This is a genomic window from Mesorhizobium sp. WSM4830 (assembly GCF_055811495.1).
Genome location: NZ_JBVVQI010000027.1, coordinates 1 through 19,928, shown reverse-complemented (window position 1 = coordinate 19,928; position 19,928 = coordinate 1). Strand labels below are relative to the sequence as shown.

Annotated in this window: 22 protein-coding genes; 12 read left to right on the top strand and 10 right to left on the bottom strand. The window is 63.4% G+C overall.

All coding sequences use genetic code 11. From position 1 onward, the window contains the following. Positions 1-23: 23 nt before the first annotated feature. Complete coding sequence (locus AC0L2Y_RS26880) at positions 24-1,208, bottom strand: Mrp/NBP35 family ATP-binding protein (protein ID WP_352488071.1); 1,185 nt, start codon at positions 1,206-1,208, stop codon at positions 24-26. Between the two features lie 196 nt (positions 1,209-1,404). Between AC0L2Y_RS26880 and AC0L2Y_RS26875 the strand changes: the two genes are divergently transcribed. Next, the gene (locus AC0L2Y_RS26875) at positions 1,405-1,782 is read left to right on the top strand and encodes a VOC family protein (RefSeq protein ID WP_352448526.1); all 378 of its coding nucleotides are present in this window, start codon (positions 1,405-1,407) and stop codon (positions 1,780-1,782) included. Between the two features lie 38 nt (positions 1,783-1,820). Here the strand turns inward: AC0L2Y_RS26875 and AC0L2Y_RS26870 are convergent, their stop codons facing one another. Together AC0L2Y_RS26870 and AC0L2Y_RS26865 are read right to left on the bottom strand one after the other, a co-directional pair. Next, the gene (locus AC0L2Y_RS26870) at positions 1,821-2,825 is read right to left on the bottom strand and encodes an inorganic phosphate transporter (RefSeq protein ID WP_352488068.1); all 1,005 of its coding nucleotides are present in this window, start codon (positions 2,823-2,825) and stop codon (positions 1,821-1,823) included. Next, positions 2,825-3,466, bottom strand: coding sequence for a DUF47 domain-containing protein (locus AC0L2Y_RS26865; RefSeq protein ID WP_254816177.1), 642 nt, complete (start codon positions 3,464-3,466; stop codon positions 2,825-2,827). The genes AC0L2Y_RS26870 and AC0L2Y_RS26865 overlap by 1 nt, the downstream gene beginning before the upstream one ends. A gap of 192 nt (positions 3,467-3,658) precedes the next feature. On the opposite strand from AC0L2Y_RS26865, the gene AC0L2Y_RS26860 reads away from it, so the two are divergent. The 9 genes from AC0L2Y_RS26860 (at position 3,659) to AC0L2Y_RS26820 (ending at position 13,469) form a co-directional block, all read left to right on the top strand. Then, positions 3,659-4,558: a LysR family transcriptional regulator gene (locus AC0L2Y_RS26860; RefSeq protein ID WP_023717897.1), complete on the top strand. Its 900-nt coding sequence runs from the start codon at positions 3,659-3,661 to the stop codon at positions 4,556-4,558. 133 nt (positions 4,559-4,691) lie between these two features. Then, positions 4,692-5,171 carry a formate dehydrogenase subunit gamma gene (locus AC0L2Y_RS26855; protein ID WP_352488066.1) on the top strand — a complete coding sequence of 160 codons (480 nt, stop codon included), beginning with the start codon at positions 4,692-4,694 and terminating at the stop codon, positions 5,169-5,171. After that, positions 5,168-6,724 (top strand): formate dehydrogenase beta subunit, encoded by a 1,557-nt coding sequence (locus AC0L2Y_RS26850; RefSeq protein WP_473560633.1) that lies wholly within the window; start codon positions 5,168-5,170, stop codon positions 6,722-6,724. The genes AC0L2Y_RS26855 and AC0L2Y_RS26850 overlap by 4 nt, the downstream gene beginning before the upstream one ends. A 12-nt stretch (positions 6,725-6,736) precedes the next feature. Then, the gene (fdhF, locus tag AC0L2Y_RS26845) at positions 6,737-9,649 is read left to right on the top strand and encodes a formate dehydrogenase subunit alpha (RefSeq protein WP_473560632.1); all 2,913 of its coding nucleotides are present in this window, start codon (positions 6,737-6,739) and stop codon (positions 9,647-9,649) included. A 3-nt stretch (positions 9,650-9,652) separates the two neighbouring features. After that, positions 9,653-10,483 (top strand): formate dehydrogenase accessory sulfurtransferase FdhD, encoded by an 831-nt coding sequence (gene fdhD / locus AC0L2Y_RS26840; protein WP_473560630.1) that lies wholly within the window; start codon positions 9,653-9,655, stop codon positions 10,481-10,483. After that, the gene (locus AC0L2Y_RS26835) at positions 10,473-10,778 is read left to right on the top strand and encodes a formate dehydrogenase subunit delta (RefSeq protein WP_352488059.1); all 306 of its coding nucleotides are present in this window, start codon (positions 10,473-10,475) and stop codon (positions 10,776-10,778) included. Before fdhD ends, AC0L2Y_RS26835 begins: the two co-directional genes overlap by 11 nt. A 105-nt stretch (positions 10,779-10,883) precedes the next feature. After that, positions 10,884-12,437, top strand: coding sequence for an alpha/beta fold hydrolase (locus tag AC0L2Y_RS26830; protein ID WP_473560627.1), 1,554 nt, complete (start codon positions 10,884-10,886; stop codon positions 12,435-12,437). A 111-nt stretch (positions 12,438-12,548) separates the two neighbouring features. Continuing rightward, positions 12,549-13,022, top strand: a complete 474-nt coding sequence (locus tag AC0L2Y_RS26825) for a carboxymuconolactone decarboxylase family protein (protein WP_473560625.1) — start codon at positions 12,549-12,551, stop codon at positions 13,020-13,022. 84 nt (positions 13,023-13,106) lie between these two features. Beyond that, positions 13,107-13,469 (top strand): nuclear transport factor 2 family protein, encoded by a 363-nt coding sequence (locus AC0L2Y_RS26820; protein ID WP_352836830.1) that lies wholly within the window; start codon positions 13,107-13,109, stop codon positions 13,467-13,469. 178 nt (positions 13,470-13,647) lie between these two features. On the opposite strand, the gene AC0L2Y_RS26815 is transcribed toward AC0L2Y_RS26820, so the two are convergent. The 3 genes from AC0L2Y_RS26815 to AC0L2Y_RS26805 all read right to left on the bottom strand — a co-directional run bounded on the left by AC0L2Y_RS26815 (position 13,648) and on the right by AC0L2Y_RS26805 (position 15,619). After that, positions 13,648-14,148 (bottom strand): MmcB family DNA repair protein, encoded by a 501-nt coding sequence (locus AC0L2Y_RS26815; RefSeq protein WP_352488561.1) that lies wholly within the window; start codon positions 14,146-14,148, stop codon positions 13,648-13,650. Between the two features lie 62 nt (positions 14,149-14,210). Then, positions 14,211-14,537 carry a hypothetical protein gene (locus AC0L2Y_RS26810; RefSeq protein ID WP_473560623.1) on the bottom strand — a complete coding sequence of 109 codons (327 nt, stop codon included), beginning with the start codon at positions 14,535-14,537 and terminating at the stop codon, positions 14,211-14,213. Positions 14,538-15,319: 782 nt separating this feature from the next. Beyond that, positions 15,320-15,619, bottom strand: a complete 300-nt coding sequence (locus tag AC0L2Y_RS26805) for a DUF1330 domain-containing protein (RefSeq protein WP_023717905.1) — start codon at positions 15,617-15,619, stop codon at positions 15,320-15,322. A 153-nt stretch (positions 15,620-15,772) separates the two neighbouring features. Here AC0L2Y_RS26805 and AC0L2Y_RS26800 point away from each other — a divergent pair, with 153 nt between their 5' ends. Beyond that, complete coding sequence (locus AC0L2Y_RS26800) at positions 15,773-16,099, top strand: GYD domain-containing protein (protein WP_023717906.1); 327 nt, start codon at positions 15,773-15,775, stop codon at positions 16,097-16,099. A gap of 65 nt (positions 16,100-16,164) precedes the next feature. Here the strand turns inward: AC0L2Y_RS26800 and AC0L2Y_RS26795 are convergent, their stop codons facing one another. After that, entirely contained in the window at positions 16,165-16,434 is a 270-nt protein-coding gene (locus AC0L2Y_RS26795; RefSeq protein ID WP_473560621.1) for a hypothetical protein, read from the bottom strand. Between AC0L2Y_RS26795 and AC0L2Y_RS26790 the strand changes: the two genes are divergently transcribed. Beyond that, entirely contained in the window at positions 16,427-17,044 is a 618-nt protein-coding gene (locus tag AC0L2Y_RS26790) for a L,D-transpeptidase (protein ID WP_473560620.1), read from the top strand. The genes AC0L2Y_RS26795 and AC0L2Y_RS26790 overlap by 8 nt on opposite strands. A 110-nt stretch (positions 17,045-17,154) precedes the next feature. On the opposite strand, the gene AC0L2Y_RS26785 is transcribed toward AC0L2Y_RS26790, so the two are convergent. The 3 genes from AC0L2Y_RS26785 to trpS all read right to left on the bottom strand — a co-directional run bounded on the left by AC0L2Y_RS26785 (position 17,155) and on the right by trpS (position 19,688). After that, the gene (locus tag AC0L2Y_RS26785; protein WP_023676386.1) at positions 17,155-17,724 is read right to left on the bottom strand and encodes a NifU family protein; all 570 of its coding nucleotides are present in this window, start codon (positions 17,722-17,724) and stop codon (positions 17,155-17,157) included. A gap of 306 nt (positions 17,725-18,030) precedes the next feature. Beyond that, positions 18,031-18,522 carry a universal stress protein gene (locus AC0L2Y_RS26780; RefSeq protein ID WP_352469977.1) on the bottom strand — a complete coding sequence of 164 codons (492 nt, stop codon included), beginning with the start codon at positions 18,520-18,522 and terminating at the stop codon, positions 18,031-18,033. 89 nt (positions 18,523-18,611) lie between these two features. Continuing rightward, positions 18,612-19,688 (bottom strand): tryptophan--tRNA ligase, encoded by a 1,077-nt coding sequence (gene trpS / locus AC0L2Y_RS26775; protein WP_473560618.1) that lies wholly within the window; start codon positions 19,686-19,688, stop codon positions 18,612-18,614. Positions 19,689-19,928 lie beyond the last annotated feature (240 nt).

Genomic DNA, 19,928 nt, shown 5'->3' with positions numbered 1-19,928 from the left:
CCACTTGGGGGAGGACATCCGTATCACTCGAATACGATGCTCGGCACCGCAGCCTCGGCCGCGCCGCGCTCTTCATTGACGCGGTCCCAGACCTTGGCGGCGATGTCGCGGTAGATTTTCGCCTCGGCGCCATCGGGTTTCGAGACCACCACCGGCGTGCCGGCATCGGAGCTTTCGCGGATGCCCATCTCGAGCGGCACTTCGCCAAGGAAGGTGACGCCGAGACGCTCGGCCTCGCGGCGCGCGCCGCCATGGCCGAAGATGTCGTAGCGTTTTCCCGTATCGGGGGCGAGAAAATAGCTCATGTTTTCGACTATACCCAATAGCGGCACGTCGACCTTTCTGAACATGTTGAGGCCTTTGCGCGCATCGATCAGGGCCAGGTCCTGCGGCGTCGAGACAATGACGGCGCCAGCCAGCGGCACCTGTTGGGCCATGGTCAGCTGGGCGTCGCCGGTGCCGGGCGGCATGTCGACGACGAGCACATCAAGCGGTCCCCATTCGACCTCGCGCAGCATCTGCGTCAATGCCGACATCACCATCGGCCCGCGCCAGATCATCGGCGTCTCCTCATCGACGAGGAAGCCCATCGACATGACCTTGAGGCCATAGTTCTGCATCGGCTTCAGGATCTTGCCGTCGACGGTCTGCGGCCTGCCACGAATGTTGAGCAGACGCGGCATGGAAGGGCCATAAATATCGGCATCGAGCACACCGACCCGCAGCCCGTTGGCGGCAAGCCCAAGGGCGATATTGACGGCGGTGGTCGACTTGCCGACGCCGCCCTTGCCGGAAGCGACGGCGATGATCGCCTCGATGCCGGGTACGCCGCGCTTGCCGTGGCTGTGCGAGGCGGGCGCCTGCGGCGCGGGACGCGCAGGTGCGGCCGGCGGAGCGGGCCTCTGAGCCGGTCTTTGCGGAACCGGCGCCTCCATGCCACCGCCCTTCTTTTCAGCCGTCAGCGCGACCACGGCGCCGGCAACACCGGGAATCGCCTTGACGACGCGCTCGGCCGCCGCACGCAGCGGTTCCATCTCCTGGGCACGGGCAGCGGGAACGGTGATCGAAAAGAACACCTTGGCATCGGCAATGAAAATCTCGGAAACCAGGCCGAGGTCGACGATATTGCCGGTGAAATCCGGCCCATTGACCGTCTTCAGGCGCTCGATAACGATTTCCTTGGTCACGTTTTCATTAGCGGCGGGCATGAGTTCTTTCCTCTACTTTTCCGCTCCAGATAATGCAGTTCCGGAACAGAACCAAGCAATGGACCAACAGTTGCAGCAGCGTATCAGGGAGGCGGCGACCATATGACGGCATTTCCAGTGGGAGTGGCCGTCGCCAAATCGTCAACGCAGCCTATTTCAATGGACAGGGAATGACCGCCAGGGAAGGAGACGAACCATGCTCGCAAACAGCAACGCAACGGCCAATCTCGCTGTGAAGGACCTGGCCAAGGCCAGGGCTTTCTACGAAGGGGTGCTCGGCCTGAAAGAGGTGCACAATGAAGGTGGCGAACTGATCGTCTATAAAAGCGGCGATACCAGCATCAACGTCTACCGTTCGAACTTCGCTGGAACCAACAAGGCGACAGCTGTGACCTGGACGGTCGGCGATGAACTCGGCAAGATCGTTGAGGCATTGAAATCGAAGGGCGTGACCTTCGAGCATTACGACATGCCAGGCCTGACGCTGGAGGGTGACGTTCATGTCGGTCAGGGCATGAAGGTCGCATGGTTCAAGGATCCGGACGGCAACATCCTGAACCTTGTGGATAGGTAGATACGGCGCATCGCCTGCCGCGCAGTGCTACGGTGCTGTCACCTTGCCAGGCCGAGCGCAAGGTAGGTGAGAGCCGCGATCGCCGCGGTTGCCGGCAGGGTGACGATCCATGCCACCACGATGTTGCCGGCAATGCCCCAGCGAACGGCGGAGACGCGGCGGGCGGCGCCGACGCCGATGATGGCGCCGGTGATCGTATGGGTAGTCGATACCGGAATACCGAGCCAGGTGGCGGCAAACAGCGTGATCGCTCCGCCGGTCTCGGCGCAGAAACCCTGCATCGGGTTCAGCCGGGTGATCTTCGAGCCCATTGTGTGGACGATACGCCAGCCGCCGAGCAACGTGCCCAGCGCCAGCGCCGACTGACAGGTGATGACGACCCACAGCGGCACGTAAAAATGCGCGCCGAGCATGCCTTGCGAATAGAGCAGCACGGCGATGATGCCCATGGTCTTCTGCGCGTCGTTGCCGCCATGGCCGAGCGAATAGAGCGAGGCGGAAAAGAACTGCATGACGCGGAAGGTGCTGTCGACGGCGAATGGTGTCTGCCGCAGGAACAGCCAGGAGACCGCGAGGATCAAGACGAGCGCCAGCAGAAAGCCTGCCGCCGGCGATAGCACGATGGCCGCCGTGGTCTTGCCCAACCCGGCCCAGACGATGGCGCCGGTGCCTGCCTTGGCAACGCCGGCGCCGACCAAACCGCCGATCAGCGCGTGCGAGCTGCTGGACGGGATGCCGACGAGCCAGGTGACGATATTCCAGACGATGGCGCCGACAAGTGCTGCGAAGATCACTGCCGGCGTGACGATGCTGGCGTCGATGATGCCGGTTCCCAGCGTCTCCGCCACGTGAAGACCGAAGAACATGAAGGCGATGAAATTGAAGAAAGCCGCCCAGAACACCGCATAATGCGGCCGCAGCACCCGGGTGGAGACGATGGTGGCGATCGAGTTGGCGGCATCATGCAGGCCGTTGAGGAAATCGAAGAACAGCGCGACGACGACAAGGCCGACCAGCACGGGAAAGGCTATTGCGGCTTCCACTATACGTTCTCGATGACGATGCCGCTGATTTCGTTGGCGACGTCCTCGAAGCGGTCGACCACCTTTTCCAGTTGGCCGTAAATCTCGCTGCCGATCAGATAGGCCATCGGGTCGCTGCGGCCGTGCCGCTTGAACAGGTCCTTCAGGCCTTGCTCGTGCAGGTCATCGGCCCGGCCTTCGGCGCGCATGACTTCCTCGGCGATGGCATTGAGGCGCACCGTATGCGCCCCGACCTTGCCGAGCAGCGGGATCGCCTCGGCCACCAACTTGGCGGCCTCGACGATGACGCCCCCCATTTCCTGCATCAGCGGGTCGAATTCCTTCTTTTCGAACAGCCTTACCGTCTTGACGGTCTTGTGCATCATGTCGATGGCATCATCCATCGACTGGATCAGGTCCTTGATGTCGCCGCGATCGAAGGGCGTGATAAAGGAGCGGCGCACGGCCAGCAGCACTTCCGCCGTGATCTGGTCGGCTTCGTCCTCGAGATCGATGATCGTCTGACACCAGCGGTCGATGTCGTTGCCCTGCAAAAGCTGCTGCAGTGCCTCGGCGCCGCCGACCACGGTGCGGGAATGCCGCTCGAACAGGTCGAAGAAGCGATCTTCGCGCGGCAAAAGCTTGCGGAACCAGCCCAGCATGTTCGGTCTCCCGTCGTGTCCAGTCCACGACCCGTCTCATCCACATAGCGCCGCATTCCATCGCGGGAAACAGTAAGCAGGCTGAAAGATGTGGATGCGGACGATTTACAGAGGCGGCTTGCGGCCGAAGGCGATTTCCACGACGTTGCGCGCTACGATCGGACACAGCGTCCGTGACAGGCTCCCGACGGCATGATCGACAAGCTGGAATTCTTCATAGCACTTGCCAGGGAAGAACATTTCGGCCGGGCGGCGGAGGTGTGCGGCGTCACCCAACCGACGCTTTCGGCCGGCATCAAGCAGCTGGAGGGCCAGCTCGGCGTGATGCTGGTGCTGCGCGGCTCGCGCTTCCAGGGGCTGACGCCGGAAGGCAAGCAGGTGCTGGTTTGGGCGCGCCGCATCGTCGGCGACAGCAGGACCATGCGCGAAGAGATGCGGGCGGCACGCCACGGCCTGTCGGGGCGCATCCGTATCGCGGCGATCCCGACGGCGCTCGCCATGGTGGCGCGATTGACGACACCGTTTCGGGCAAAGCACCCCGGCGTCACCTTTTCGGTGCTGTCGCGGACCTCGATCGAGGTGCTGTCGCTGCTCGGCAATTTCGACATCGACGCCGGCATCACCTATCTCGATAACGAGCCGCTCGGGCGCGTCACCAGCGTGCCGCTATACGACGAGCGCTACCAGCTGATCACCGCGGTCGGGAACCCCTATTTCGACCGCGACAAAGTGACATGGGCGGAACTCAGCCAGCTGCCGCTCTGCCTGCTGACGCCGGACATGCAGAACCGCCGCATCATCGACCAGCATCTGGCCGAAGCCGGCGTGCAGGTGCGGCCGACATTGGAATCCAACTCGATGATCGTGCTGTTTTCGCATATCCGCACCGGCAAATGGTCGTCGATCATGCCGCTTAACCTTGCGGAAACGTTCGGCTTTTCCGAGCCGATCCGGGCTATCCCGATCGTCGAGCCGGATGCCAGCCACACCGTCGGGTTGGTGGCGGCGCCGCGCGAGCCGCACACGCCGCTGGTCTCGGCGCTGTTGGACGAGGCAATGGCGCTGGCGGACGATTTCCGCGCCCGTCGCTAGGCTAGAAAATGCTGGTGACCGCCAACGATAGAAAATTTCTATCGAGCAACGGATCGGCTTTATTGATTTAGCGGGTTTCCTCTGATTTCCTAAGCACTTAGCGGAAGACCGCCACGACCAGGGAGGGCGCTGCATGACGATGCAGCCTGCAAGTACCGAGATCGCATCGCGCACGGCGGCGATCATCCACGAGCTAAAAAGCCTCGAAGGCCCGCTGTTGCCGATCCTGCACGGCATACAGGAAGAGTTCGGCTATGTGCCGCAGGAGGCGCTGCCGGTCATCGCCGAGGCGCTGAACATCTCCAGGGCCGAGGTGCATGGCGTCGTCACCTTCTATCATGATTATCGCAGCCAGCCGGCCGGCCGGCATGTGCTGAAGCTTTGCCAGGCGGAAGCCTGCCAGTCGATGGGTTCGGATGCGATTGCCGCCAAGCTCAAGCAATTGCTGGGCATCGGTTTTCACGAGACAACCCGCGACGGTTCGGTGACGCTGGAGCCGGTCTATTGCCTCGGCCTTTGCGCCTGCTCGCCGTCGGCGATGCTGGACGGCGAGGTGATCGGGCGGCTCGATGACGAAAAGCTCAATGAAATCGTTGCCGAGGTGCGCTCATGATCCCGCGTATCTACATTCCCGGCGATTCCGGCGCGCTGGCGCTGGGTGCGGAAAAGGTCGCCAAGGCGGTTCGGGCGGAATTGGCCGAGCGCGGCATCGAGGCCAAGATCGTGCGCAACGGCTCGCGCGGCGCCTATTTCCTCGAGCCGATGGTCGAAGTGGCGACAGCCACTGGCCGCGTCGCCTACGGGCCGGTGAAGCCCTCCGACGTCAAAAGCCTGTTCGACTGCGGCTTCCTCACCGGCGGCCACCACAAGCGCTGGCTGGGCGCACCGGACAAGATCCCGTTCCTTGCCAGGCAGACGCGGCTGACCTTTGCGCGCTGCGGCGTCACCGATCCGCTGTCGCTAGACCACTACAAGGCGCATGGCGGACTGAAGGGCCTGCAGAATGCAGTGGCGATGACGCCGGCCGACGTCGTCAAGCAGGTGACCGAGTCCGGGCTGCGCGGTCGTGGCGGCGCCGGCTTCCCGACCGGCATCAAGTGGAAGACGGTGCTCGATACGTCGGCCGACCGCAAATACATCGTCTGCAATGCAGATGAAGGCGATTCCGGCACGTTCGCCGACCGCATGATCATGGAAGGCGACCCCTTCGTGCTGATCGAAGGCATGGCGATCGCCGGCATCGCCACCGGCGCGACCAAGGGCTTCATCTATATCCGCTCCGAATACCCGCATGCGGTGGCGGTGATGCAGAAGGCCGTCGAGATCGCCCGCAAGGCCGGCGTGCTCGGCGTCAATGTGCTCGGCTCGGCCAATTCATTCGACATGGAAGTCCGCATCGGCGCCGGCGCCTATGTCTGCGGCGAGGAGACGGCCCTGCTCGACAGCCTCGAAGGCAAGCGCGGACAGGTGCGGGCCAAGCCGCCGCTGCCGGCGCACAAGGGCCTGTTCGGCAAGCCGACGGTAATCAACAACGTCATCTCGCTGGCCTCGGTGCCGGTGATCATGGACAAGGGCGCCGCCTTCTACAAGGATTTCGGCATCGGCCGTTCGCGCGGCACCATCCCGATCCAGATTGCCGGCAACGTCAAGTATCCCGGTCTCTACGAGGCCGCGTTCGGCATGACGCTGGGTGAGATCGTCGACGACATCGGCGGCGGCACGGCGACCGGGCGTCCGGTCAAGGCGGTGCAAGTGGGTGGCCCGCTCGGCGCCTATTTCCCGCGCGCCCTGTTCGACACGCCGTTCGACTACGAGGCGTTTGCCGCCAAGGACGGGCTGATCGGCCATGCCGGCATCGTCGTTTTCGACGACAGCGCCGACATGCTGAAGCAGGCACGCTTTGCCATGGAATTCTGCGCCATCGAGAGCTGCGGCAAGTGCACGCCGTGCCGCATCGGCTCGACGCGCGGCGTCGAGGTGCTGGACCGGCTCGCCCAGAACGTCGAACCGGAAAAGCAGATCGCGCTGGTCACCGACCTTTGCAACACGATGAAGTTCGGCTCGCTTTGCGCTCTCGGCGGCTTCACCCCATATCCAGTGATGAGTGCACTCAACCATTTCCCGGACGACTTTCGGCCGACGCCGGTCGCCGAAGCAGCGGAATAGGAGCGGACAGGCATGAACGCGGCATTCGACATCAAATCGCTGGTCCAGGAAATCGACTACGGCACGCCCGCCTCCGACGCTGAACAGCAGGTGACGCTGACGGTTGACGGCAAGTCGGTAACGGTGCCGGCGGGGACCTCTATCATGCGCGCTTCGATGGAAGCGGGCGTCGAAATCCCGAAACTCTGCGCCACCGACATGCTGGACTCGTTCGGCTCTTGCCGGGTCTGCCTCGTCGAGATCGATGGTCGCGGCGGCACGCCGGCCTCGTGCACGACGCCGGTCGGCGAAGGCATGGTCGTGCATACGCAGAGCGACCGGCTAGACGCCATCCGCCGCGGCGTGATGGAACTCTACGTCTCCGACCACCCGGCGGCGTGGGGCGAGAAGGCCGGCACCGGCGCCAGCGAGTTCGACAAGGTCGCCAGGACGGTCGGTCTGACCGAGAACCGCTATGGTGTGGACGGCCGCAACCACGTCAAACAGGAAAACGGCGTGGCGCCCGGCCATGGCTCGCTGACCATCGACTACATCGCCCGCGATGAATCGAACCCCTATTTCACCTACGATCCGGCGCAGTGCATCGTCTGCTCGCGCTGCGTGCGCGCCTGTGAGGAGGTGCAGGGCACGTTCGCGCTGACCATCGAGGGCCGCGGCTTCGAATCCAGGGTCTCGGCCGGTATGCACGAGGCGTTCGTCGATTCCGAATGCGTTTCGTGCGGGGCCTGCGTGCAGGCCTGCCCGACCGATGCGCTAAGGGAAAAGACCGTGCTGGCCAAAGGCCTGCCCGAGCGCTCAACCGTCACCACCTGCGCCTATTGCGGCGTCGGCTGCTCGTTCAAGGCCGAGGTCAAGGGCGACGAGGTCATCCGCATGATGCCCTACAAGGCAGGCAAGGCCAACCACGGCCACTCCTGCGTCAAGGGCCGCTTCGCCTATGGCTACGCGACGCACAAGGACCGTATCCTGAAGCCGATGATCCGCGAGCGGGTCAGCGATCCGTGGCGCGAAGTGTCGTGGGAAGAGGCGCTCACCCATACGGCGAATGAATTCCGCCGCATCCAGTACCAGTACGGCCGCACCTCGATCGGCGGCATCACCTCCTCGCGCTGCACCAACGAGGAGACCTACCTCGTCCAGAAACTGGTCCGGCAGGGCTTCCGCAACAACAATGTCGACACGTGCGCCCGCGTCTGCCATTCGCCGACCGGCTATGGCCTCGGCCAGACCTTCGGCACCTCCGCCGGCACGCAGGACTTCGATTCGATCGAGCAGACGGACGTCATCCTGCTGATCGGCGCCAATCCGACCGATGCGCATCCGGTGTTCGCCTCGCGCATGAAAAAGCGCATGCGCCAGGGCGCCAAGCTGATCGTGCTCGATCCGCGCCGCACCGACATCGTGCGCTCGGCCCATGTCGAGGCGCAGTTCCATCTGCCGCTGAAGCCGGGCACCAACGTCGCCATGCTGACCGCACTTGCCCATGTCATCGTCACCGAAGGCCTGTTCGACGAAGCCTTCATCCGCGAGCGCTGCGACTGGGACGAGTTCCAGGACTGGGCATCGTTCGTGGCGCTGCCGGAAAACAGCCCGGAAGTCGTCGGCCAGCTCGCCAATGTCGATCCCGACGACATACGCGGCGCGGCGCGGCTTTACGCCCGCGGCGGCAACGGCGCGATCTATTACGGCCTCGGCGTGACCGAGCACAGCCAGGGCTCGACCACCGTCATCGCCATTGCCAATCTCGCCATGGCGACCGGCAATATCGGCCGGCCGGGCGTCGGCGTGAACCCGCTGCGCGGCCAGAACAATGTGCAGGGCTCCTGCGACATGGGCTCGTTCCCGCACGAGCTTCCCGGCTATCGCCACATCTCAGGCGACGCCGTGCGCGCCATCTATGAGAGCCTGTGGGGCGTCAAGCTCGACCACGAGCCCGGCCTGCGCATCCCCAATATGCTGGATGCAGCTGTCGACGGCTCGTTCAAGGGGCTCTATGTGCAGGGCGAGGACATCCTGCAGTCGGACCCCGACACCAAGCATGTCGCGGCGGGTCTCGCCGCGATGGAATGCGTCGTCGTGCACGACCTCTTCCTCAACGAGACGGCCAATTACGCGCATGTGTTCCTGCCCGGCTCGACCTTCCTCGAGAAGGACGGCACCTTCACCAATGCCGAGCGCCGCATCAACATGGTGCGCAAGGTGATGGAGCCGAAATGCGGCTATGCCGACTGGGAAACGACGCAGGAGCTCGCCAAGGCGCTCGGCCTCGGCTGGAACTACACGCATCCGTCGCAGATCATGGACGAGATCGCCAAGACGACACCGAGTTTCGCCGGCGTTTCCTTCGACCTTCTCGACCGGGTGGGCTCGGTGCAGTGGCCCTGCAACGAGAAGTCGCCGGAAGGCACGCCGATCATGCATATCGGCGGCTTCGTGCGCGGCAAGGGCAAGTTCATCCGCACTGAATACGTCGCGACCGACGAGAGGACCGGGCCGCGCTTCCCGCTGCTGCTGACCACCGGCCGCATCCTGTCGCAATACAATGTCGGCGCGCAGACCCGGCGCACGGACAACGTGGTCTGGCATAGCGAGGACCGGCTGGAGATCCATCCGCACGACGCCGAAAATCGCGGCCTGCGCGACGGCGACTGGGCGCGGCTGACCAGCCGCTCCGGCGAGACGACGCTGCGCGCGCTGATCACCGAGCGGGTGTCGCCGGGCGTCGTCTATACGACCTTCCACCATCCCGACACCCAGGCCAACGTCATCACCACCGACTTCTCCGACTGGGCGACCAACTGCCCGGAATACAAGGTGACCGCGGTGCAGGTGGGTGCATCCAACGGCCCGTCGGAATGGCAGCGCGACTATGACGAGCAGGCGAAGCAAAGCCGCCGCATCGCGAAGCTGGAAGCGGCGGAGTAGTCTTTGACCGCGCGCCGCAAAGCCATTGCGCAGATCAGCCGCCTCGCGCGCCGCGCGGGCGGCACCGCGGCCGCCAACCGGATGGTGCCGGAAGAGACGCCGGTGGCATTCTCCTTTGCCGGCACCACGCATGCGGTGATGATGGCAAGCCCGGCCGATTTCGAGGATTTCGCGCTCGGCTTCTCGCTGACCGAAGGCATCATTGCCTCGCCGGACGAAATCGAAGCGATCGAGGTCGAGGACCACGGCGCCGGCATCGATATCCAGATCCGGCTGAAGGATAGCGCCAACACCCGTTTCGAGGCGCGTCGCAGACGGCTGGCCGGCCCGGTCGGCTGCGGGTTGTGCGGCATCGAATCGATCGAGGAGGCGATGCGCTCGGTAAACCCGGTCGGTGCGTCGCAACTTACACTTCAGGCCGATGACATCGTCCGCTCGGTCAAGCTTTTGTCGAAGCTGCAGCCACTGCACGCCGAAACCGGTGCCGTCCACGCCGCCGGTTTTTACCTTCCCGGCAAGGGCATCGTCATGGCGCGCGAGGATGTCGGCCGCCATAACGCGTTGGACAAGCTGGCCGGCGCACTGGCCAGGACCGGTATCGACGGCGCCGGCGGTGCGGTCGTCGTCACGTCGCGCGTTTCGGTCGAGATGGTGCAGAAGACCGCGGCAATCGGCTCGGCCGTCATCATTGCCGTCTCGGCGCCGACCGCGCTTGCCATCCGCACCGCGGACGATGCCGGCATGACGCTGGTGGCGCTGGTGCGCGGCGATGATTTCGATATTTTCACCCATCCTGACCGCGTGGTTTCCGGAGTTGCCAAGCATGTCGCATGACGAAGGCCACCTCATGAGCACCAGCGAAAAGCTGGTTCGCATGGCCAACCAGATCGCCGCCTTCTTCCACTCCAAGCCGCGCGAGCAAGGCATTGCCGGCGTCGCCGAGCACATCAACAAGTTCTGGGAACCGAGGATGCGCCGGCAATTGTTCGAGATGCTTGATAGCGGCGGCGAAGGGTTCAATGAGCTTGTCGTCGCGGCTGCGCCACACATCAAGCGGCCGGGCGCGCCGGAGGGCGCAGGTTTTAGCGTCGGCGGAGCGAACACCGAGACCGCCGCGTCACAGAAGTAGGTGCCGCGGGCCTACATTCACTCGCTCTAAAGTTTCATCTGCCGCAAGCTGCGCGGCTCTGCTATGATCCGGCGATAAGAAATCGTCGGGTCGGGCGGACAACTCGTGAGGCCGATCGAAACTCGATACGCGCTTAGCGGCGACGTGCGGATCGCCTATCAGGTGGTCGGCCAGGGATCGCTCGATCTCGTCTTCGTGCCGGGTTTCATTTCCAATCTCGACCTGCACTGGGAAGACGAAGGCTACACCCGGCTGTTGAGGCGGCTTTCCGCGTTCTCACGGCTGATCCTGTTCGACAAGCGCGGCACCGGTCTGTCCGACCGCGTCGATGTCCACCACCTGCCCAGCCTCGAAACCCGTATGGACGATGTGCGCGCGGTGATGGACGCGACCGGCAGCGGCCGCGCCGCCTTGCTCGGCGCTTCGGAAGGCGCGCCGATGGCAATGCTGTTCGCCGCCACCTACCCCGAGCGGACGCGGGCGCTGGCGCTTTATGGCGGCTATGCGCATTTCCACAAATGGGTGATGCCGCCGGAGCGCCTGGAGGCCTTCATCGCGACGGCGGAGACCGCATGGGGCACCGGCGCCACCCTGCCGCATTTCGCGCCCGGACGCGTCGACGATCCGCGTTTCGCCACATGGTGGGCGCGCTTCGAGCGGCTGTCGGCGAGCCCGACGGCGGCAATCGCCCTGGCCCACATGAATGCGGCGATCGACGTGCGCGGCGTACTGGAAGCGATCAGCGCACCGACACTGCTGATCCATCGCCGCAACGACGCACGCGTCGACCCGGAGGCCAGCCGCTTCCTGGCAAGGAAGATCCCGAATTCGCGGCTGGTCGAGGTGCCCGGGCGCGACCACCCGATCTGGACCGGCGATGTCGACCGGGTGGCCGATGTGATCGAGGAGTTCCTGACCGGAGCGCGAGCGGTAGCCGAGGTGGAACGCGTGCTAGCGGCACTGCTGGTCACCCGGATCTACGACACGGCGCGGCTTGGCGACCGCATGTGGAGCGAGCGCAGCCAGCGCTTTCAGGAAACATGGCGCCTGCTGGTCGGACGCCATGGCGGCCGCCCGGCCGGCACGCATGGCGAGCTGATGATGGCGCGCTTCGACGGCCCAGCGCGGGCCGTACGCTGCGCGGCGGCGCTGCGCGATGCGGCGCAGGAAATCGGCGTCGCCAGCGCGCAGGGCGTGCATGTCGGCGAGGTCGAGTTGCGCGGACCGCCGACGGGATTGACGGCGCGCGTGACGATGCAGCTCGCCACGCATGCCGGGCGCGGCGACATCCTTGCGTCGCGGCTGGTCGCCGAACTTGCCGCCGGTTCAGGCCTTCATTTCAACGACGCCGGGCGCATCGCGCTTGACGAGCTGGATGAACCGCTTGCGCTGGTGCAGGCGACCTCGGAACAGCATCTGGAGCCTGCCTGCCGCCCAAAGGCCAAGGCGACCGAGCCTGCCGCGTTGACGGCGCGCGAAAGCGAGGTGGTGAACCTGATCGCCGATGGCAAGAGCAATGCCGCGATCGCCGCCGAACTCGGGCTGAGCGAACACACGGTCAAGCGTCACGTCGCCAACATTCTGCTCAAGCTGGACCTGCCGTCGCGGGCGGCGGCGGCGGCGTTCTCGGCCCGGCACGCTGGCCCGCACGGGCCATAGGCGCCATGGCGCTTTCGGGCGAAGCGGCCGGGCATGCGTAAGCGCTATCACTTCGTCCCATGCAGGCCAGGCGGATATCGCCGGGAAAGGCCCTGCGAAGGGAGAAATAAAATGCTGAAGTCGACACTCAAATCGCTGCTGCTGGCGGCAGGCGTTGGCGCGCTGCTGGCGATAGTTCCTGCCAAGGCCGAGGACGCCTCGGCGACGGCCGCCTACAAGGACATCCAGGCCACGCTTGGCTCGGTGCCGGACATGTTCAAGACGCTGCCGGATGTCGCCGTTGCCGGCGGCTGGGCCGAGATCAAGGGCGTACAGCTCAACCCGAACACCGCGCTCGACGGCAAGACCAAGGAATTGATGGGCCTCGCCGTCGCCTCGCAGATCCCATGCCAATACTGCATCTATTTCCACACGCAGGCGGCCAAGCTCAATGGCGCCAGCGATGAGGAGATCAAGGAGGCGGTGGCGATGGCGGCGATCGTGCGCCACTGGTCGACGATGCTCAACGGCAGCCAAGTCGATCTCGCCACCTTCAAGAAGCAGTCCGACGAGGTGTTTGCGGCCGTCAAGGCAAAGTCGCAGTGAAAGATCGCTGCCCGACGGCGAGCGCCGGGCAGCGCCTGATCAAATAAACCGCCCGATCGAGAAGAAGGGCCTGTGGAGGGTAAAATGCTGACCAAGACACAGACGATAGACGGCGCTGCGATCAAGAAGGCGATCGAGGGCCGTGACGGAAAATTGCTGGCGAGCTTCTATGCCGACGATGCATTGGTGCGGGTGATCGACCGCAACAACCCGCCGAGCAAGCCTCGCGAAATCCGCGGGCGCGCTGCGATCACTACGTTCTGGGACGACATCTGCAGCCGGGCGATGACCCACAAGGTCGACACCACCATCGCCGACGGCAACAATCTCGCCTTCACCCAGGCCTGCGCTTATCCGGACGGGACCAAGGTGTTCTGCGCGGCGATGCTGGAGCTGAAGAACGGCCTGATCGCGCGGCAGACTGTGGTGCAAGCCTGGGACGAGTGAGGCGGCCATGTTCGCCAAGATCGACGCGCGCGCCAATGGGTCAAGGAGATGGAGCCCTACCGCATCATGGAATAGCTTCTCTCTGGTTTGCTCCCTTCTCCCCGTCACTTACGGGGAGAAGGTGGCGGCAGCCGGATGAGGGGCAGCGCCGCATCTACAATTACGCGGAGTGCAAAGCCTACTCGCTCTCACCCTCCAGCGCCGGCACCGACACGCCGGCAAGCTCGGCCGCCAGCAACCGCGCAGCACCGGCGCGGGCGATCCTCAACATCAGCGCCTTGCGCGTCGCCGCCGCCATCCGGTGTTCGGGCGCATCGCGCAGAATCTCAGCACCATAGCCGTCCGAGAGAATGAAGCCGCATTCCTCCGGAAAGATTTCCTGGGGCACGCCGGGATGCGTGGCGAAGAAGAAGCGGTCGGAATGCAGGCGGTAGTCCGGCCATTTGCGGTCGACCCTGAAATCCTCGACCGAGGATTTGATCTCGATGATCCAGATGTCGCCCTGGCGGGTCAGTGCCACGAGATCGGCGCGGCGCCCGGTCGCCAGCGACAGTTCGGGCAAGACATGCGCGTCCATCTGCTTGAGCAGCCGCTGGACGCCACGCCTGACCAGCATGGCACGCTCCGACTGGCGACCGTCGATAAGCGGGTTGAGGGGTAGAGGTGAGATGATCGGCATGACCGCACCATGCCAGATTTTGTTCACGGTTTGAACGCGGTTTTTTGGGGCGATTATGTACTTTACAAACAGGAAGGTCTGAAGACGCGGGTAGCCCCCTCTTCGGGGTCGATCACCAACACAACGTTTTCTGGGTTTTGCCAAGGCAGCGACATCACGTAGGCCGCAAAGTCGTCTTCGGAGAAATGGTTGAAGCCGCCGCCAGCTACAAACATTTGCGGATGCTTGCTGCCGCCGAAGCTAGCCTCGACGCTGTTAAGTTGTTGGAAGGGGCCGGCGCGCTCCGCCAGCCATTCCTGTATGCGCCCAAAAAGAACGAGCTGACCGTTCGGGCTCGAACAATCTTCAGCAATAGATGTACAAAGCACCACACCGCTGACGACGCTCATTGTGACTCATCCATTGCCTAACGGGCCTCCTTGCCTTTCGGCTTTGGTTTTGGGGCGAGCGGCATGTGCGCCAGCTTGCCCATCAACGTGTACATAATCGCCTTTTTGGGGGCGATTACCGGGCTGACGAACCTATCTGCAAAATACTGTGGAGCGGGCGCTACAAGGCCCGCCCTTCCACAAGGCGGGCTGCTCGCGTTATGAATGCGGTTCCTACTAGCGAGGGGAGCTATGTTTTCGCGAGGCGTCGCGGTTGATCTAATATTCACCGCTGCATGCCCGATAGTGGTCGCAGCGTAATCAAAAAGGTGGCGAAGCATGGTTACTGAGAATGCAAGTTTGACGGTCGAGCAGACTAGGCTCAATAGGATGCTCACGCGGGGCGTCGTATTTTCCGTCATTTGGCTCGCCGGTTTCGGGTCTTCTTATGCACTCTACCAGGGGCTTCTGGCGCGACGGATGATAAAAATGAATCCCGTGCTTCGGGGAAATGGCCGCGCCTGGTGGTGCATCATTGTGGGAGGGCTTGGGGCCGCAGTCTTATGTGCGATAGTTGGCGCCGGCATTTTCAACGCCATGACACAACCCTAGGTCTGCCGATCCGGTGTGGGGCCATATTGATATGTAGGTCTCGTTCAATGAGTGCTGCCGGCGTCATCCCCCCATCATTGGCCGTCATTTCCCGCCCGCAAGTTTGAAGCTTGCTGATTCATATCCTGTCCTGTCGCCGGACCGCACCAGATATGGCAACTCAGATTTACCATTGTCATCGACCCGGCCCTCTAACTAACCGGCATCATGCCCTCCAGTGCAATAATCCTCGTCTTTGCGCAGCGTTCGCGGATGGCTTTGAGGCGGCCGTATTCCGGAGAGTCGTACCATGCTAGGAGGGAAGCCATGTCTGGGAATTCGACAATGACGAGGCGATGAGGTTCCCAATCACCTTCCAGAACTTTGGTGGCTCCGCCGCGAGCTATGTATCTGCCCCCGTAGCGGGCTTCGGTTGCCGGCACGTCCCGGCGGTATTCCTCGAAAACGGCGGCGTCGGTTATGTCGACATCAGCAATGAGATATGCGGCCATTGACCTTACTCCCCTTGGGAAAGGCAATTGAAACAGGTCTATTAGCGGCCCCGCAACTAAGCCAGCGGTACTACGCCTCGGAAACGACTCGCCTTCTCCCGGATTGCGGCGCTTAACTATCCTCGTGGGGGCAGCTCTGGGAGGAGACGAACCATGCCGATGTATCTTACGCGATTCAGCTACAGGCCCGAAACCTGGGCGCGCTTGATGGATAATCCCGAGGATAGACGCGAGGCTGCCCGTTCTTACATCGAGTCGGTCGGCGGAAAGCTGCACGGGTTCTGGTATGCCTTCGGAGAATACGATGGCTGGAACCTATGGGAGGCGCCGGACAATGTGTCCATGGCATCCGTCATGCTCGCCATCGGTGCGGGAGGCGCGCTCAGCTCTTACGAGACCACCGTCTTGTTAAGTGTCGAAGAGACGATGGACGCGCTTGGGAAAGCCAAGTCGATCCGGTACCGCCCGCCGGGATCGTGACCGCCGCCCCTGCCTTGCGGCGTGTCGAAGGCTGGGGAACGCTTGCTCTCGAACGGCGCAGGTTCCTAAACTTTTGAGCGCTGGGCAGCGTCACCGACATTCATGGTGATTTCCTCGTCTTCCGGTTGTTGTTCTTGTCCCATTGATTTTGCAGCATAATCCTGCTGGGGCTGTTGCCGAAATGCCATAGTCGCAGGTTTACCAACACGCGAGGCCAAGGATATAGGCATCGCCCGCTTGGCAAGCAAAGCAAATGCCAGCATGAATGAAGATGAAAAAAGCGGCCGACTCGAGCCGCTGTTGTTTGGGCAGGCATCGGACCTTTTCATGCGCATGAAGTCACTTGCAATCGTCGCGGCCCTGGCGCTGTCGACGGCTGTCGCCGGTTGCAGCACCATCGGCTCGCAGATCTTCACCAACAACTATGGCGCGGTAACCGACGCCGGCTATCATCTGCCGCGCGTTCCGATCGAAAAGGTGCCGTTCAAATACCGCCGGCAGATCGTCGACTACGACACCAAGGAAAAGCCGGGCACCATTATCGTCGATACGCAGAACAAGTTCCTCTATTTCGTCATGGGCAACGGCGAGGCGATGCGCTACGGCATCGGCGTCGGCCGTGAGGGTTTCGAATGGCACGGCACCGCCCATATCGCGCTGAAGCGCGAATGGCCGACCTGGACACCGCCTTCGCAGATGATCAGGCGGCAACCGGAGCTGGCCAAGTTTGCCGGCGGCATGGAGCCGGGGTTGAAGAACCCGCTCGGCGCGCGCGCCATGTACCTGTTCAACAAGGGCGGCGACATGGGCTACCGCCTGCATGGCAGCCCGGAATGGAATTCGATCGGCAAGGCGATGTCGTCGGGCTGCATCCGGCTGATGAACCAGGACATTATCGACCTCTACGACCGCACCTCGGTCGGCGCCAAGGTCATTGTGATATAAAACCCTTATACGCGGACCGTCTAGGCAACAACACAGACGTCGCAAACAGAAAACCGGGCACTTTGGCCCGGTTTTTTGTTGTCTATCGACGTTGACGATGGAACGGTGCGTCAGGAGACCTGTTCGACATGCTGCACTTCCGGCACAAAGTGCCGGAGCAGGTTCTGGATACCGTGCTTCAGCGTCGCCGTCGAGGACGGGCAGCCGGCGCAGGCGCCTTTCATGTGCAGGAACACGGTGCCGTTCTCGAAGCCGCGGAAAGTGATGTCGCCGCCGTCCTGGGCCACCGCCGGGCGCACCCGCGTATCGAGCAGCTCCTTGATGGTGACGACAAGCTCCTCGTCGGCCTTGTCGTAGAATTCGCCGGTCTGGCTGGTCTCGGCGGCGGGGCCGGCCTTGGCCATCACCGGGGCGCCGGACATGAAATGCTCCATGATGGCGCCGAGGATAGCCGGCTTCAGATGCTGCCAGTCGGGGCCGTCCTTGGTCACGGTGATGAAATCATAGCCGAAGAAGACGCCGGTGACGCCGGGGATCTCGAACAGCCGGCCAGCCAGCGGCGAAGCCGTCGCGGCGCTGTCGGCATCGCGGAAATCGGCAGTGCCTTCTTGCAGCACTTCCTTGCCGGGCAGGAATTTCAGCGTCGCCGGGTTTGGCGTCGACTCGGTCTGGATGAACATGGCCGTCTCCGTGCCCGTTTCGGGCAGCTAGTTTGGAATAATTCTAATTAGGCTTTATCCGCCCGACATTCAAGCGAAAGGCATCGCGGGGAACGGCTGGCTGGCGGAATGTTTTGCTAGCGCTCTGAAACGCTTGGAGATGTGTTGAGATTCAGGTCAGGCCGAGCCGGAGTCGAAGACGGGCGCGAAGCGACCAAACTGGGTGGGTTCCGAGAACCGGAGCGGAGCGTACTTTTGGGTACGTGAGCACCGGAAGCGGAGGAAGCCGCCATTTGCAGGCCGGCCTCACCTGAATATCGACACATCTCAGGCTAGGCTGTCGATCTCCTCGTCGGACAGGTTCTGCGGCACCACCGTGACCGGGATGGGAAAGGCGGCGCCCTTGCCGGCGACCGCGCCGACCAGCGGCCCGGGCCCTTCCTTGCCGGCGCCTGCCGCCAGCACCAGGATGGCGATGTCCTGGTCTTCCTCGATCAGCTTGTGGATCTCTTCGGTCGGCTTGCCTTCGCGCACCACCAACTCCGGCTCGATGCCGAGCTTCTGGCGCACCTTGTTGGCGTAGCTGTCGAGTGCCGCGCGCGCCGTGGCGTTCGCCTCCTCGCGCATGATCTTCTCGACGCCGAGCCAGTGCTGGAAATCATCCGGCTCGATGACATAGAGCAGCACCAGCACGCCGCCCGTGCTTTGCGCCCGCTTCGAGGCGTAGGCGACGGCGCGCTCGCATTCCGGCGTGTCGTCGATGATCGCCAGGAACTTGCGGCGATGACCGGCTTCGCGGCTGAGGCGTTTGGAGACCATATTCACCCTGTTCGATGGTTTCGGTCGCAATCTGCCACCGCCACAGCCCGCCCGCAAGCGACCGGCGGCTGTGGCGATATTGGTGCAGCTCAGCCCTGCAGCAGGCCAATAATGTCGCGCACGGTCTTCATCGTCGTTTCGGCCAATGTGCCGGCACGCTCGCCGCCATCCCGCAGCACCGCGTCGACATAGGCGCGGTCGCCGGAGATGCGGCGCATCTCGCCGGCGATCGGCGCCAGCTTTTCCACCGCAAGGTCGGCCAGTGCCGGCTTGAACACCGAAAACTGCTGGCCGCCATATTCCTTCAGCACCGCCTCTTTCGATATTTCGGCGAGGCCGGCATAGATGCCGACGAGGTTTTCCGCTTCCGGCCGGCCGGCAAGCCCGTCCAGTTCGCCGGGCAAAGCCTCCGGGTCGGTCTTGGCCTTGCGGATCTTCTTCGAAATGGCATCGGCATCGTCGGTCAGATTGATGCGCGACAGGTCCGACGGGTCCGACTTCGACATCTTCTTCGAACCGTCGCGCAGCGACATGATGCGCGCCGCTGGGCCGCCGATGACCGGCTCGGTCAGCGGGAAATAGCCGTTCACCGTTTCCTCGCCGACCTGCATCTCGACGCCGACGCCAAGCGCTGCGATCCGGTCCGAAAAGTCGTTGTTGAATTTCTGCGCGATGTCGCGGGTCAGCTCCAGATGCTGCTTCTGGTCGTCGCCGACCGGCACGTGGGTGGCGCGGTAGACGAGGATGTCGGCGGCCATCAGGGAGGGATAGGCGAGCAGGCCGAGCGAGGCGTTCTCGCGGTCCTTGCCGGCCTTGTCCTTGAACTGCGTCATGCGGTTCATCCAACCGATGCGCGCCACGCAGTTGAAGATCCAGGCAAGCTCGGCGTGCTGCATCACCCGCGACTGGTTGAAGACGATGTGCTTGGTCGGGTCGATGCCCGAGGCGAGAAACGCCGCGGTGATCGAACGCGTCTGGTCCTGAAGATCCTCATGGACGAGCTGTGCGGTCAGCGAATGCAGGTCGACGACGCAATAGATGCAGTCGGAGGTGTCCTGCAGGGCGACGAATTTCTTGATGGCGCCGAGATAATTGCCGAGATGCAGATTGCCGGTTGGCTGGACGCCGGAAAAAACGAGCGGCTTGAAGGGGGGCTGATCGGTCATGGTGTTTCCCTGGCTTGTGGAGGGCCGTTTCGCGCGCGGCGAAAGTCTTGCGACGGCGCGCTTATGGACGAGAGCGAGGAGACGATCAAGAGGGGCGTTGGCCAGAGCGCGGGGCTTTGGCTTCGGCCGAACAGAAGGCTGTTTGAGGGGATGGCGCCGACCAGAATCGGGATAGGGGGGAGCTTCGCAGTTCCTCCCCTCCCACACCACCCTGCGTACGGGTCCGTACAGGGCGGTTCG

Coding starts and splice junctions, on each gene's coding strand:
- AC0L2Y_RS26880 (WP_352488071.1), bottom strand. CDS start 1,208: ATGCCCGCCGCTAATGAAAACGTGACCAAGGAAATCGTTATCGAGCGC.
- AC0L2Y_RS26875 (WP_352448526.1), top strand. CDS start 1,405: ATGCTCGCAAACAGCAACGCAACGGCCAATCTCGCTGTGAAGGACCTG.
- AC0L2Y_RS26865 (WP_254816177.1), bottom strand. CDS start 3,466: ATGCTGGGCTGGTTCCGCAAGCTTTTGCCGCGCGAAGATCGCTTCTTC.
- AC0L2Y_RS26860 (WP_023717897.1), top strand. CDS start 3,659: ATGATCGACAAGCTGGAATTCTTCATAGCACTTGCCAGGGAAGAACAT.
- AC0L2Y_RS26855 (WP_352488066.1), top strand. CDS start 4,692: ATGACGATGCAGCCTGCAAGTACCGAGATCGCATCGCGCACGGCGGCG.
- AC0L2Y_RS26850 (WP_473560633.1), top strand. CDS start 5,168: ATGATCCCGCGTATCTACATTCCCGGCGATTCCGGCGCGCTGGCGCTG.
- fdhF (WP_473560632.1), top strand. CDS start 6,737: ATGAACGCGGCATTCGACATCAAATCGCTGGTCCAGGAAATCGACTAC.
- AC0L2Y_RS26835 (WP_352488059.1), top strand. CDS start 10,473: ATGTCGCATGACGAAGGCCACCTCATGAGCACCAGCGAAAAGCTGGTT.
- AC0L2Y_RS26825 (WP_473560625.1), top strand. CDS start 12,549: ATGCTGAAGTCGACACTCAAATCGCTGCTGCTGGCGGCAGGCGTTGGC.
- AC0L2Y_RS26820 (WP_352836830.1), top strand. CDS start 13,107: ATGCTGACCAAGACACAGACGATAGACGGCGCTGCGATCAAGAAGGCG.
- AC0L2Y_RS26815 (WP_352488561.1), bottom strand. CDS start 14,148: ATGCCGATCATCTCACCTCTACCCCTCAACCCGCTTATCGACGGTCGC.
- AC0L2Y_RS26810 (WP_473560623.1), bottom strand. CDS start 14,537: ATGAGCGTCGTCAGCGGTGTGGTGCTTTGTACATCTATTGCTGAAGAT.
- AC0L2Y_RS26805 (WP_023717905.1), bottom strand. CDS start 15,619: ATGGCCGCATATCTCATTGCTGATGTCGACATAACCGACGCCGCCGTT.
- AC0L2Y_RS26800 (WP_023717906.1), top strand. CDS start 15,773: ATGCCGATGTATCTTACGCGATTCAGCTACAGGCCCGAAACCTGGGCG.
- AC0L2Y_RS26790 (WP_473560620.1), top strand. CDS start 16,427: ATGCGCATGAAGTCACTTGCAATCGTCGCGGCCCTGGCGCTGTCGACG.
- AC0L2Y_RS26795 (WP_473560621.1), bottom strand. CDS start 16,434: ATGCGCATGAAAAGGTCCGATGCCTGCCCAAACAACAGCGGCTCGAGT.
- AC0L2Y_RS26785 (WP_023676386.1), bottom strand. CDS start 17,724: ATGTTCATCCAGACCGAGTCGACGCCAAACCCGGCGACGCTGAAATTC.
- AC0L2Y_RS26780 (WP_352469977.1), bottom strand. CDS start 18,522: ATGGTCTCCAAACGCCTCAGCCGCGAAGCCGGTCATCGCCGCAAGTTC.
- trpS (WP_473560618.1), bottom strand. CDS start 19,688: ATGACCGATCAGCCCCCCTTCAAGCCGCTCGTTTTTTCCGGCGTCCAG.